13 protein-coding genes and 1 other RNA gene are annotated in these 13,706 nt (G+C 50.1%); 10 read left to right on the plus strand and 4 right to left on the minus strand.

Annotation, left to right across the window (positions count from 1 at the left end):
* The first annotated feature begins 14 nt into the window (after positions 1 to 14).
* The 8 genes from AOY24_RS15405 to AOY24_RS15435 all read left to right on the plus strand — a co-directional run bounded on the left by AOY24_RS15405 (position 15) and on the right by AOY24_RS15435 (position 8,766).
* Entirely contained in the window at positions 15 to 1,421 is a 1,407-nt protein-coding gene (locus tag AOY24_RS15405; protein WP_044266542.1) for a TolC family outer membrane protein, read from the plus strand.
* Entirely contained in the window at positions 1,418 to 3,604 is a 2,187-nt protein-coding gene (locus AOY24_RS15410; protein WP_046401928.1) for a type I secretion system permease/ATPase, read from the plus strand. The genes AOY24_RS15405 and AOY24_RS15410 overlap by 4 nt, the downstream gene beginning before the upstream one ends.
* A complete protein-coding gene (locus AOY24_RS15415; protein ID WP_054176922.1) occupies positions 3,585 to 4,775 on the plus strand; it encodes an HlyD family efflux transporter periplasmic adaptor subunit in 1,191 nt (396 codons plus the stop codon). Before AOY24_RS15410 ends, AOY24_RS15415 begins: the two co-directional genes overlap by 20 nt.
* A 62-nt stretch (positions 4,776 to 4,837) precedes the next feature.
* Positions 4,838 to 5,200, plus strand: a transfer-messenger RNA (tmRNA) gene (gene ssrA, locus AOY24_RS24035).
* A 184-nt stretch (positions 5,201 to 5,384) separates the two neighbouring features.
* On the plus strand, positions 5,385 to 6,578 hold the full coding sequence (locus AOY24_RS15420; protein WP_054176923.1) for an integrase domain-containing protein: 1,194 nt from the start codon (positions 5,385 to 5,387) through the stop codon (positions 6,576 to 6,578).
* Positions 6,579 to 6,583: 5 nt separating this feature from the next.
* The gene (locus AOY24_RS15425) at positions 6,584 to 7,132 is read left to right on the plus strand and encodes an AAA family ATPase (protein ID WP_054176924.1); all 549 of its coding nucleotides are present in this window, start codon (positions 6,584 to 6,586) and stop codon (positions 7,130 to 7,132) included.
* The gene (locus AOY24_RS15430; protein WP_082366192.1) at positions 7,083 to 7,919 is read left to right on the plus strand and encodes an AAA family ATPase; all 837 of its coding nucleotides are present in this window, start codon (positions 7,083 to 7,085) and stop codon (positions 7,917 to 7,919) included. Before AOY24_RS15425 ends, AOY24_RS15430 begins: the two co-directional genes overlap by 50 nt.
* Before the next feature lies 1 nt (position 7,920).
* The gene (locus tag AOY24_RS15435) at positions 7,921 to 8,766 is read left to right on the plus strand and encodes a DUF4435 domain-containing protein (RefSeq protein ID WP_054176926.1); all 846 of its coding nucleotides are present in this window, start codon (positions 7,921 to 7,923) and stop codon (positions 8,764 to 8,766) included.
* 286 nt (positions 8,767 to 9,052) lie between these two features.
* Here AOY24_RS15435 and AOY24_RS15440 read toward each other — a convergent pair whose 3' ends face one another.
* The 3 genes from AOY24_RS15440 to AOY24_RS15450 are packed head-to-tail and all read right to left on the minus strand — an operon-like array spanning position 9,053 to position 10,614.
* Positions 9,053 to 9,619 (minus strand): phage polarity suppression protein, encoded by a 567-nt coding sequence (locus tag AOY24_RS15440; RefSeq protein WP_054176927.1) that lies wholly within the window; start codon positions 9,617 to 9,619, stop codon positions 9,053 to 9,055.
* Positions 9,620 to 9,634: 15 nt separating this feature from the next.
* Positions 9,635 to 9,880 carry an ogr/Delta-like zinc finger family protein gene (locus tag AOY24_RS15445; RefSeq protein ID WP_000984205.1) on the minus strand — a complete coding sequence of 82 codons (246 nt, stop codon included), beginning with the start codon at positions 9,878 to 9,880 and terminating at the stop codon, positions 9,635 to 9,637.
* Positions 9,877 to 10,614 carry a hypothetical protein gene (locus AOY24_RS15450; protein WP_054176928.1) on the minus strand — a complete coding sequence of 246 codons (738 nt, stop codon included), beginning with the start codon at positions 10,612 to 10,614 and terminating at the stop codon, positions 9,877 to 9,879. The genes AOY24_RS15445 and AOY24_RS15450 overlap by 4 nt, the downstream gene beginning before the upstream one ends.
* A gap of 733 nt (positions 10,615 to 11,347) precedes the next feature.
* Between AOY24_RS15450 and AOY24_RS15455 the strand changes: the two genes are divergently transcribed.
* Positions 11,348 to 11,545, plus strand: a complete 198-nt coding sequence (locus tag AOY24_RS15455; RefSeq protein ID WP_042999658.1) for a hypothetical protein — start codon at positions 11,348 to 11,350, stop codon at positions 11,543 to 11,545.
* Between the two features lie 5 nt (positions 11,546 to 11,550).
* Here the strand turns inward: AOY24_RS15455 and AOY24_RS15460 are convergent, their stop codons facing one another.
* A complete protein-coding gene (locus AOY24_RS15460; RefSeq protein ID WP_054176929.1) occupies positions 11,551 to 13,074 on the minus strand; it encodes a cyclic diguanylate phosphodiesterase in 1,524 nt (507 codons plus the stop codon).
* 271 nt (positions 13,075 to 13,345) lie between these two features.
* Between AOY24_RS15460 and AOY24_RS15465 the strand changes: the two genes are divergently transcribed.
* Entirely contained in the window at positions 13,346 to 13,702 is a 357-nt protein-coding gene (locus AOY24_RS15465) for a hypothetical protein (protein ID WP_054176930.1), read from the plus strand.
* Positions 13,703 to 13,706 lie beyond the last annotated feature (4 nt).

The raw sequence follows: 13,706 nt of genomic DNA on the forward strand, positions 1-13,706 counted from the left end.
AATTAGGGAAGAAAATGGGAAAACGACAGCTTACTTTCTGGTGGCTGGCGGGCAATCTGTGCGCTGCGCCCGCTATCGCTGCCGTGGAAATGCCCCGCATCGCCCCGCAGCAGTGGGTTGAACAGCAGGAACTGCCCGCGCTTGATGGCCCGATGCCGCAAAGCGGCGACAGCGCCGCGCCCGGTGAACTGACCCTCTCTCAGGCGGTCAATCGCGCTGTCACCTGGCATCCATCGATCGCGGAAGTGGTCGGTAAACTGTATGCCCAAATTCAGCAGGTCGATGTTGCAAAAGCCAAATACTATCCGCAGGTTAACGCCGGGATGAATAACGGCTATACCAACAGCTATTCCGACAGCGGATTCAGCCCGTCGCTGGTACTGTCACTGTCGCAAATGCTCTATGACTTTGGAAAAGTCGCAAGCCAGGTGCGGGCAGAAAACGCCGGCGTGGCGCAGGAGCAGGCCAACGTGCTGCTCAGCATTGATACCGTCAGCCATGAAACGGCAACCGCTATTGTACAGGTGCAGACCTGGCAGCAGATGGTGGCGGTGGCAAAGGAGCAACTGGATGCCCTGAGCGCCATTGGCAGGCTGGCGAATCAGCGCAACGATGAAGGCGCCAGCTCGCTGTCGGACGTGGTGCAGACCGATGCGCGCATTGAGGGCGCCCGCTCCCAACTCGTACAGTATCAGGCCAATCTTGAGAGCTCTCAGGCGACGCTCATGACCTGGCTGGGCTGGAAAAACCTTAACACCATCAGCAACGACTTCCCGCAAAAGCTGGGCCGCAGTTGCGAACTGGCAAAGCCGGATGACAAGCTGGTACCCGCCGTTCTTGCCGCCTGGGCGCAGGCCAACGTCGCCCAGGCTAATCTCGACTACGCCAACGCGCAGATGACGCCGACGGTTTCGCTGGAGCCGGAGGTTCGCCACTATCTCAATGATAATTATGCCGGGCATGAGTCCGTTGACCGCACTCAGTATTCGGCGTGGGTCAAAGTGGAGATGCCCATTTATCAGGGCGGCGGCTTAACCGCCCGGCGCAACGCCGCCAGCCACGCGGTGGAATCCGCCCAGTCAGCCATCCAGCGCACCCGGCTGGACGTTCGCAAGAAGCTGCTTGCGGATCGCAGTGAAGCGATGAACCTGGTGACCTCCTTGCAGATCCAGAAGCGTCAGGAGACGTTGAGTGAACGGACGCGCGAGCTGTACCAGCAACAGTATCTCGACCTTGGTTCCCGACCGCTTCTCGATGTGCTTAACGCTGAACAGGAGGTCTATCAGGCGCGCTTCGCACAGTTACAGACAGAGAGTCAGTTGCATCAACTGCAGCTTAACTGCCTGTACAACACCGGTCAGATGCGCCAGGCCTTTGGTCTGGAAAACCGCACCATTCAGTCAGTGGAGATTCAGCCATGACTCACGCCGACATTCCTGGCGACGAGCGCATCACCGCACCGGCGCTGGCCAACTGGGCGCGGGCAATGAGCCATATCGCCACCCATTATCGTATTGCCTGTTCTCCCGGCGCGTTACAGGCCAGCGCCCCGTGGTTCCAGGATAAACCGATGCCGCAGGCGCTCAGCCAACTGGCCCGCCAGGCCGGACTCTCTTTTCAGCCGCTGGCTCCCAGCGAACAGTCGCTCACCCGCTGGCGTCTGCCGGTGGTGATCCAGCTCCAGGAGGGTGAACTGGTACTGGTTGAACAGTTCGACGGCGAAGACCAGCTTGACGTCTGTTTTATCAACGGCGAACTCCAGCGCAACCGGATCGCCCTGCGCGACCTGCTGCCGACGGTCCGTTTCATTATCGCGTTACGTCCGCTTTCCGCCGTGAAAGACCGCCGGGTGGATACCTATATCTCGCGTTTCAAACCCGACTGGCTGAAAAGCCTGGTGCTGAAAGATCTACGTCCTTACGGCCCGGTGATGCTGGCAGCATTGCTGATCAACATCCTGTCGCTTTCCGGGATCGTCTTCTCGATGCAGGTGTATGACCGGGTGATCCCCGCGCAATCGTGGCCGTCGTTGTATGTCCTTGCCGTCGGCGTTTTGATCGCCATGTTGTTTGGTTTTCTGCTGCGACTCGCCCGTGGTCATGTGATGGATCTGTTGGGTAAGCGCGCCGATATGCGGGTGTCGGATCGCGTGTTCAGCCACGCTCTACGCCTGCGTAATAGCGCGATCCCGCGCTCCACCGGCAGCTTTATTTCGCAGCTACGCGAGCTGGAACAGATCCGCGAGATGGTGACATCTTCCACGATCTCCACCATTGTGGATCTGCCCTTCTTTTTCCTGTTCATCGTGGTGCTGGCGATCATCGCCCCGCCGCTCGCCTGGATCGCCCCGGTCGCCGCGCTGCTGATGATCCTTCCCGGTCTACTGTTGCAAAAAAAGCTCGCGGAGCTGGCGAATCAGTCAGCGCACGAGGCCACGCTGCGTAACGCCGTGCTGGTCGAAAGCGTTCAGGGGCTGGAGGACATCAAGCTGATGCAGGCGGAGAACCGGTTTCTGCAACAGTGGAACAGCTATATCCGCATCACCGCCGAGTCCGGACTGCGCACCCGCGAACTGTCGCAAGGGCTAATCAACTGGGGGGTGACCGTCCAGGGGCTGGTTTATGCGGCAATGGTGATGTTTGGCGCTCCGCTGGTGATTGAAGGCACGCTGACGACCGGCTCGGTGGTTGCTGCCTCCATGCTTGGCTCAAGGATGATCGCCCCGATGGGTAATCTGTGCGGCGTGCTGGCACGCTGGCAGCAGGTGAAAGCCGCTAAAAAGGGGCTGGACAGCATTATGGAACTTCCCACCGAGACCCAGCGTGACGAAACGCGGGTGCATCAGGAGATCTTTCACGGTCATTATCTGTTCGAGAACGCACAGTTTCGCTATCACAGTGAAGACCAGCGGGTGCCACTGCGCATTAACCGACTGGAGATCGCCGCCGGCGAACGCATCGCAGTGCTCGGGCGCAACGGCGCGGGCAAATCCACGCTGTTGCAGGCGCTGGCAGGCGGCGTGGATCTGGTCGAGGGCGACGCCCGTCTCGATAACCTCAGCCTACCGCACATCGATATGGCCGATTTGCGCCGCAACGTCGGTCTACTGAGCCAGAACGCGCGCCTGTTTTTTGGCACCCTGCGCGAGAACCTGACGCTCGGCGCCCCGCATGCCAGCGACGACGAGATATTTACCGTGCTGGAGATTTGCGGTGCGGCCAACTTCGTGAAACGGCTGCCGAAAGGGCTCGATCATCCGATTATGGAAGGCGGCAGCGGGTTATCCGGCGGTCAGCGACAGTCCATCATGCTCGCCCGCATGCTGCTGCGCGCCCCCAATATCGTCCTGCTCGATGAGCCCACCGCCTCGCTGGATGAGCATTCCGAACGCGAGTTTATTCAACGACTGGGACAGTGGCTCGGCAACCGCACTCTGATCGTCGCCACCCATCGCGTACCGGTACTGGAGCTGGTCGAACGGGTGGTGGTGCTTAAAGAGGGGCAACTGGTGATGGACGCGCCGAAAGCGCAGGCGCTGGGACAAAGTCGAATGGCCGCGCAGGCCAACACACGGGAGTGGAAAAATGAAAACCAGTCAGCCTGACGCGACCCACGACGCGCTCGACGACAGCCGCGAGCGAGAATTCTCAGGTGCCAGCCGCATCATCTGGCTTACCGGGATCTTGTGTCTGATCCTCGCGGTGTGGGCGTGGTTCGGCATTCTTGATGAGGTCTCGACGGGCACCGGCAAGGTGATCCCCAGTTCGCGCGAGCAGGTATTGCAGTCGCTCGACGGGGGGATCCTCGCAGAACTGATGGTGCATGAAGGCGATCAGGTCCAGGCGGGACAGGTACTGGCGCGACTGGACCCGACGCGCTCGGAGTCTAACGTCGGCGAAAGCGCCGCCCGCTATCGTGCCTCGCTGGCATCCAGTCAGCGCCTGACGGCTGAGGTTAGCGACAAGCCGCTGGTTTTCTCTGACGAACTGAACGCCTGGCCGGATCTGCTCGCCTCGGAAACGCGACTTTACACCAGTCGCCGCGCACAACTCGCCGACGCGCAGTCTGAGCTCAAAGAGGCGCTGACGCTGGTGAATAAAGAGCTGGCGATCACCGAGCGGCTGGCAAAAAGCGGCGCCGCCAGCCACGTCGAGGTGCTACGTTTGCAACGGCAAAAAAGCGATATTGGTCTGAAGCTCACGGATTTGCGCTCGCAATATTACGTCCAGGCGCGCGAGGCGCTGTCTAAAGCCAACGCCGAAGTGGCAATGCTCTCCGCGATCATTAAGGGACGCGAAGATTCGGTGACCCGCCTGACCGTTCGCTCACCGGTTCGCGGCATTGTGAAGAACATTCAGGTCACGACCATCGGCGGCGTGATCCCGCCAAACGGCGAGATGATGGAGATCGTACCGGTTGACGATCATCTGCTGATTGAAACGCGTCTGTCGCCGCGCGACATCGCTTTTATCCACCCCGGCCAGCGCGCGCTGGTGAAAATCACCGCCTACGATTACGCCATTTACGGCGGACTGGAAGGTGTTGTCGAAACCATTTCGCCGGATACCATTCAGGACAAAGTGAAGCCGGAAATCTTCTACTACCGCGTTTTCATTCGTACCCATCAGGACTATCTGCAAAACAAGCTGGGACGCCGTTTTTCCATCGTACCGGGCATGATCGCGACAGTGGATATAAAAACAGGTGAAAAAAGCATCGTCGACTATTTAATCAAACCGTTCAACCGAGCCAAAGAAGCGCTGCGCGAGCGGTAAATGCCTGATGATTGGGGGTGGCAAGGGCTGTCACAAGTCTGTTATACTTGTCTTAACACATTGGGGCTGATTCTGGATTCGACGGGATTTGCGAAACCCAAGGTGCATGCCGAGGGGCGGTTGGCCTCGTAAAAAGCCGCAAAAAATAGTCGCAAACGACGAAAACTACGCTTTAGCAGCTTAATAACCTGCTCTGAGCCCTCTCTCCCTAGCTTCCGCTCTTAAGACGGGGATCAAAGAGAGGTCAAACCCAAAAGAGATCGCGTGGATGCCCTGCCTGGGGTTGAAGCGTTAAAACTAATCAGGCTAGTCTGGTAGTGGCGTGTCAATCCGCAGGTGCCAGGCGAATGTAAAGACTGACTAAGCATGTAGTACCGAGGATGTAGGAATTTCGGACGCGGGTTCAACTCCCGCCAGCTCCACCAAATCATGATCCGGATACGTCCGGTGAAGTACAGAAAGCCCGCATGGCACAAGCCCTGCGGGCTTTTTTGTGTCTGTCGTTGTCCGAGAACATCCGCCTAAATCCGATGATTATTGGTATACGTTTAGGTATACGGTAGGATGTCTACCTAAAAGCGTATACCAATTCATGAAGGAGCGGCCACAGTGGCACGGACAACACGCCCCCTGACCAACACCGAAGTTCTGCGCGCTAAAGCGTTAGAGAAGGATCTAACGCTACATGATGGCGATGGGCTTTTCCTGATAGTGAAAACCAGTGGGAAAAAGCTCTGGCGTTTCCGTTATCAGCGCCCAGCAACAAAGCATCGAACAATGATGGGGCTCGGTGCCTTCCCTGCCCTTTCGCTTGCTGATGCCCGAGGGTTAAGAGCTGATTACCTTGCCTTATTAGCCAACGGAATCGACCCACAGATTCAGGCTGAAGTTGTAGAGGAACAGCAGCAAATAGCACTGGACAGTATTTTTTCAACGGTTGCCGCTAACTGGTTCCAGCTCAAAAGCAAAAGCGTCACCCCTGATTATGCTAAAGATATATGGCGCTCACTGGAAAAAGACATACTCCCAGCCATCGGGGAGATCCCTGTCCAGCAAATCAAAGCCCGAATACTGATTGAAGCCCTTGAACCAATCAAGGCACGTGGGGCGCTAGAGACTGTACGCCGACTGGTGCAGCGCATTAACGAGATAATGATTTATGCCGTAAACACTGGTCTGATTGATGCCAATCCAGCATCAGGTGTTGGGATGGCCTTTGAGAAGCCCAAAAAACAAAACATGCCGACGCTGCGACCAGAAGAATTGCCGAAGCTGATGCGTTCTTTAGTTATGTCGAATCTGTCTGTCCCGACTCGATGTCTCATTGAATGGCAACTCCTGACGCTTGTGCGCCCTTCTGAAGCCTCCGGTGCTCGTTGGGCAGAGATCGATCTCAATGCAAAGCTCTGGACTATTCCAGCCGAACGGATGAAGGCTAAGCGAGAGCACATTGTACCTCTATCTCCTCAGGCATTAGAGATTCTGGAGGTGATGAAGCCAATCAGTGCTCATCGTGAACATATTTTTCCTAGTAGAAATGACCCAAAACAACCAATGAATAGCCAAACGGCGAATGCTGCGTTAAAACGGATTGGATATGGTGGTAAGTTGGTTGCACATGGTTTACGCTCTATTGCAAGTACAACCCTGAATGAACAAGGTTTTAATGCGGACGTAATTGAATCGGCACTTGCCCATAGTGATAGGAATGAGGTACGCAAAGCATATAATCGTTCGATCTACTTAAAGCAAAGGGCTGACATGATGAATTGGTGGGGAACACAAGTTAAAAAAGGAGATTAGACACAGTGAAACTTATAAAATTTGCGGCTACAAGTGTGTATGGCTATTTAAATTTCAATATCAACTTCAACAAAGACGTTTCATTTCTTGTTGGAGCCAATGGTTCGGGGAAAAGTACTGCAATAAAACTCATACAAGCAATGTTTTGTCTGAATTTCAAAGATTTAATATCAATTCCATTTGAAAAAATTGATATTGCTTACGAAGACCGCACTAAGATAAGAAAAATACAAGCATATAAAGATAAATTGTCCCTAGTCATAAAATCTGATGGTGAGAGCCAACTGATAGAAATCCCAATAATCACAAGGGAAAATTATTTATCAGATGAATATAATAGTGAATATTATGCCCATGCAGAAAGAGAACTCATTACCAACTCTATTTACAAACGCATAAGAAGTATAACCCCTCCAGTATTTTTAGGTTTAGATCGGAAATCGATTGGTTTAGAAAGTGAGTATTTAGATTCAGAAATAAGCATTTCAGCCAGAAAGGAGTTGTATGCTCACAGAAAAAAACATTTCCAGAAAAAACACTTTAATTACTGGTAGTCTGTCAGAAGCATTATTGTCCGTGCAATTAATCATGCAAGAACAATATAGAAAAATTCGTGAATTCGAAGATAGACAAGGCATTTACTTGAGAGATAGTATTTTAAAATCATCATTTAAATTCTCTTCGTTTTTAGATTTTAATCATTCAGATAATCAAATGAACTGGGAAGATAAAAGAGATATATTAAAGCGCCGAGAAGAAATCACAGACGCTGTCAAAAAAATAGGTAGTACTGATAGATCTCTAATTGCTGACATTGGAAAATTCTTTGATCAGATAGAAAAATTATTTCAAAATTTAAGTCAAAGTGAGTCATTATCCATCGAGTGGCTATTAAATAAAGCACAGATAGATAGAATATCAGAAATATTAGAAGTTATTGATGACTACAACGAAAAAACAGAAAAAATGTACCGCCCCATAAATAATTTCCTACAAGTGATGAACTCATTCTTCATTGACTCAAAGAAAAAAGTCGAAGTTGATACGGTTGGTCGACTTTTTATTACCAGAACAGATGGCAAAAAATGCAACATTGATATACTCTCCTCCGGCGAGCGTCAATTGCTAGTCCTAATTGCGAATGTGATGCTTAATAAATACACAAGCATTAGCAGAGTGATAATAATTGATGAGCCAGAAATATCCTTACACCTTAAATGGCAAGAGAAATTCTCAGAAACAATACTTGCAATAAATCCAGAAACTCAATTTATACTTGCAACTCACTCTCCTGATATTGTAGGAGAGATGACTGATAAATGCCTGAAGGTAGGTGTCTAACATGTTAGAGCGTGGCTTAGCAGCAAAAAAAGCTAAATCAGTTTTCTTTGAGGAAAGAAACACAATTGACATATATATTGAAGACACTGCCATTGGCTATAAAAAAATATATAAATGCATTTTAAATCGAGTTCTAAATGGGAAATTCCTAATCAATGATGTGTTTCCTCTTGGAGGTAAAAATGCAGTAATACAATCATGGGAGAATGACAAAAACAAAAGAAATCGACCTCAACTACATATTATTGATGGTGACATCGATCTATTGAACGGAACCAGAAAATGCGAAGCTGGATTGTACACTCTTCCTTATTATTGCATTGAAAACATTTTCTTATGTGAACACGCATTACTCGACATTTTGGTAGAGGAAGATCCTGAAAGGGAACGAGATGAACTAAGTGCAGTCTTTAATTTTTCCGAATGGAACAGACTAAACATCGAACCACTTATTAAACTATTTATTGTGTATCTTTTAGTTAAAACACACACACCAACAGTTCCTAGCATCCACTATCAAGTAAGTAAATTAGTAAACAACAACTCGGGCATAGTCGATATCGAGAAAATAAACACGAGAATATCTTCTCTTGAACAAGAAATACTTAAGGTCATTTCACTGGAACAACTTCAAACTGAAAAGGATAGTATTTACAGAGCAATTGATGGTAACTTCGACATCAAAAAATATATTTCGGGTAAAGATTATTTATTTCCTTTAATTGTTACTCGAATGAAAAGCATTGTGAATACAAAAGTAAGTAATATCACTTTGAAACATCGGATTAGCCAGCGATGCAGTCTTGAAGATCTAAATGATATAGAAAACTTTATTTTCCTTCCTTGAGTTACTTTAACAAGCGTAATCTCATTAGCCACCTCTTTTCGAGGTGGTTTTTAAGATGGTAACAAAGATTTTTAAAGTAGCCATCTGGCGCGCAATGCTCTCCCCGCCACGCCTGCTCGCTTAAGAGGTCGCTTTTAATGCAGGTGCATGAACGGTCTCAGGCCGCGCCGGTACTGGTGCTGCGGGGGATAAAAAATACGGGGATTTGCATGCAAAACCATGCACCCTATGGATGCATGGCTTTTTTCGGGAAAAATAGCAGGATTTACGGGGATTTTTTTGCGTGCTACCGTGCGGCCAGTTCTGCGCGTCGGCGGGTGTAAATCAGGTTCTGTGCCGGGGTGAATTTCTGGCGATTATCATCCCGCGAGGCCGCATCAGGCCTGAATCCGATGGCCGTTAAAATATCGCTGTCCTGCACGGAATAATTAATTTTTTCACCTGCGGCCAGCCACACCGACAGGGCTTCACGCAGATAATCAACTGAGTGCTGCATGGCGCTCTGTTTTACTGCGGGAAGCTGTTCGTTATACCCCATCAGCTCAGGTGCCAGCGTGGCGACCAGCTCTGCGCCGTGCTGCTGCATAAAGTCATGGAGCCGGTTGCGGATGCTGATATGCTGTACCTTTTCATGTGAGCGGATATAGCGACCGGCGGCCTGATTAATCTCCCATTTTTTCACATCGATATTGTCGCGCAAATCCTGCATTCTGCGCGGGATTTGTTCGTCACCGGCAACGAGCTGTTCACGGTATTCAAGTTCAAGGTCGGCCAGTTCGGCTTTACGTTTCAGCCAGGTGTTTTTGTTCGTCTGACAGGCCTCAAAGGCCTGCTGTAATGTCACAGTAGTCACGTGTCTCTCTCCTGTTTAATGCCGGAATGGCGAGCTGTAGCAGCCTTTTACCCGACGGGGCGCAACGGGGGCTGTCGGCACCGGCGCGGGTTTCTCATCGACGACCGGCGAACGTATCACTTCAAAGATGGACTCATGCGTTTTGAATGTCGCCGAGCAGTGCACATTCTGGCACTGCAGGTAACTCTCTTTGACGCTGTCAGACATATAGCGGCTGGTGCGAACGTGTGCCGCTGTGCGGCAGAAAGGGCAGCGCATCATGACAATAACCCCCGTGCTTTCAGGTCAGCTTCACGTTCCCGCATTTTTTCCTGCCAGACTTTTCGCTGACCGGGTGTGGCCGCAACGTCATACTCCATATGTGGCAGAGTGGAGGCCGACAGCCCTGTTTTAAACAGCACCGGTTCATCGGTCAGACGGATATTGCAGCCCTTTACGGCCTGTTCAAGCCACGCTTTCACCTGCTGCATTACAACTTTATCCGGTTCGATATATCCCTGATGCCCGGTCGTATTAGCAAGCGGATTATTCAGAACCAGTATGTTGAGTTTCATTGCTCTGATGAGGGCACCGCAGCTTTCACGCAGGGCAGCATCGAGTTCATGCTCTGCATACTGACTGAGGACGCTGTGATGTGCCTGACGATACGCTCTGGCCGTCCGGTCACACGCGCCTTTAAGGCTGTCCAGCTCGAAAGACAGCACCTCAGCCATATTGTCACATTCCTGCGCCAGTTCCCGCCGTACCACTCGCGCAATATGGCGCTGTTTCAGGTCGTCGGTAATGACAGCACCACCGGCACGAATGGCGGCGCGCCATGCGCCGGAATCATTGCCGTTTTCCTGCTCCAGTTCATTTTTTTGCGTTTGCACCTGGCTGATGGCCGTCGTGGTTTCATCCATACGTCGGGCACTGGCGAGATGCGCTTCTCTGGCCGTCTCAAGACGTTCTATTGCGGGTTTCAGGTAGTCGGGAATGGCGGTGGTACTGGTCATGTAAGGTCTCCTCTTTGTTTCAACCTGAGGAGATTCTGCCGCGCCAGACACAACAACACGATTCATTGCCGTTGTGGCAAAAATGGCACAAACAGACCTTAAAACCCGGCTTGCCAGAGAAAGGTCTCAGGAAAACCTTACTCACTGTTTTTTTTTTTACTTATAACTATTCACTACTGTTCACTGAAAAGAAAAAGGTAAGTAATACAGTCAGATAAAGGGTGAACAGTTGAGGGTGTAACTGACGGTGAGGGGACAAAAAAGGATACGCAAAGGAGCCGCGGCTCCAGAGTGACATGAAAGCCCGTTGATGCGGGCTTTTTTATTGCTGCTCTCTGGCCTCATTCGCCACTCTCAATGCGACCGCAAACAACAGCCCGCTTTTCTTTCAACGCAGCCTGTCACCTTCCCCTCATACATGCTTTTTAGCCATAGCTGATGTGAGCGTCTGCTATGAGCTGTGAGTTCAACTGATAGACGCAACACACTTATTGAACCGTTCTACGGCGGCTTCATAGTCTGGCGTTTAGCTTTTCTTTAACACCATTGAGATATGCTGGAGTCCTCCTGAACACCAGACAAGCCACGCCAATTCTTTGGTTTATAAAAAACGAGATCTGGTCCAGATTCAGACTTGCAGGCATGTTCAACTTGTTTTGCGCCATGTCCTACGTAGTATCTTCCTGTCAATAAAACATTGGCTCTCCGCGAGCCATTTATTCAAGGAATGAATATGTACGTTCTGGCACTGATTTTCGCCCTTTCCAATAACACAACGAAAAGTGAAGTGATTGGCGCGTTTAGCGATCTGGCGCAATGCGAGACGGCATCACTGGCCCATTCGTCAAAGACGAAATGCTATTTTATTGACCCACAAAAAGGCATGCAGGAAGTGGATAATATGAATACACAAAATTCACAGAAAAAATAACGCACCTATTCAACAACCACTTTGACTTTCGGCTTCGACAAAATAATTTTTATCAGTTCGGTGAAGTTAACCGGTTTAAAGAAATAGTACCCCTGCTGGAAGGTAATATCGTTACGGTTCAGATAGTCAACCTGCTCCTTTGTTTCCACGCCCTCCGCCACAATGCTTAGCGACAGTTTTCGAGCAAGATCCAGTACACAGTCCAGAATCCGGGTGGAATCTTCTTCCATGCTGACTCGCGCCACAAAGCTTTGATCGATCTTAATGTAATCAATGTGTAGATCATGAAGATAAGAAAGTCCGGAATAACCGGTGCCAAAATCATCCAGAGCGATGACAAAACCATTTTCGTGCAGAACGTTGAGCGTCTGTACCAGGTGCTCATCGACATGCAAAGGTTCACGCTCGGTCACTTCGAGCACCAGATTCAAATCTTTTCGGCTGAACCGCGCCTTAAAGTTCAGACACTCGTCGACAAAGGTCGGAGCGGTAATATGAGAAGCGCTGAAGTTAATACCGACATGAAAACCTTCTGGCAACTTCGTGGCGATAGCATTCATATGGGTAACCACTTGTTCCATCAAACTTTGCGTCAGAGGAATAATCAAACCTGACTTTTCCGCTAGCGGAATAAATGACGCCGGGGAAATATATCCGGCTTTCGGATGTTTCCACCTCGCCAGCACTTCAACACCCCGTAACGTCCCTTCCCGGCCATTCACCACGGGCTGATAAAAAGGCACGATTTCTCCCTTGAGAATTGCTCTGCGCAGCGCTTCTTCCGGCGTGGTGCTTTTATTTAAATACTTAATCAGGGCATACGCGGCAAAACAAGACATGAGAAAAATGAAGATCAGCATCCCCATCCCCTGACTGATGAGTCTTTGCAGGCTAAACACGGGCGGTAAATTATAACGTATTGTGAAGGGGTAACGTTTGGATCCTACCTGTCCGAACTCCTGGCCTGTATCGTTGACGGTCGCCACATCACCGGACAGCCCCAGGATCGCCTTCCCTACCATTAATGAATAATTCGCCTCTTTCAGCGGCGTACGCAGTGAATCACGAATATGCTGATCACTGATGGTGATGACAATTCGGCTCCCGGCAAGTTGATTCTGATATAACAAAACCGGTCGTCTGTTAACCGCATTATTTGCTGGCGCGAGTTGCAGCGTTGTATCCGGTATTTCAGAAAGATAAGAAAGTAGCATGCGATTACCCGGCAGCGAGGAGCACCATATTTTGCCTTCGCGGTAGATTAAAATGGTCCGAAGATGAGGCTGTAGCGCGGCTTCCGTCCCTAACCGGTACTGCCCTTCCTGATCGCAACCCTTTCGCATGATATCACTGGCCGTTGACGTCGCGTGAGTAGCCTCATCAAGAATGACATCAATATCACTCGCAACATAGCGGGCCCCCGAAAGACTGTCTGCTCTCGCCGAATACCAGAGCTGCACATTTAAAACAGAAACACCGAGAATAAAGAGCAACACAGCAACAATAATAGGGAGAAGAGTGTTACGCATTGTCAGCCCCGGGCGAGAGAAAAGTTATTATTTTGTCGTTGACTCGCTTTACGCCACGAATCTAAAAAGCATGGTAGAAAGAACGATAAATAACCATAGTCATGTCGATATTTATTTGTCGCCGTCAACGCCAATCAGCATGACGCGCTCCTGACGTAACACATGGAAAAAAATCGATATTTCCCGCTTACAGTTTTTTCCTAAAGCCAGCGCTTCGTTTAGATGCCATGCTTAATCACGCTAATAACTTATAACGTAAAGCGAGGACATGATGAAAAAGACTCTAATCGCATTATCTGCACTTCTGCTGGCTTCTCCTGTTTTTGCCGCTACGACACACGCAACCGATAATGATGTCGCTGCCGCACATGAAAACGCAAATACAGCGAAAGAGAAATTACACCAGGCGCAGAATCAGGGTGAAGAGCAAAAACTGAAAGCAGAACACCGCGCCGAAGGTAAACAGGATAATATCAGCAGCAAAGTTAGCGAAGGCTCGCAAGAAACCTGGCATAAAACCAAAGAAGGTACTGAAAAAGGCTGGAACGCCACGAAAGAAAGTGCTGAGCAGGGCTGGAATAAAACCAAAGAAGGCGCAGCCAGCGTAGAGAAGAAAATCAGCAAATAAATCT

The sequence above is a fragment of the Citrobacter sp. CtB7.12 genome (assembly GCF_001297795.1).
GTDB classification, from domain to species: Bacteria; Pseudomonadota; Gammaproteobacteria; order Enterobacterales; family Enterobacteriaceae; genus Citrobacter_A; species Citrobacter_A amalonaticus.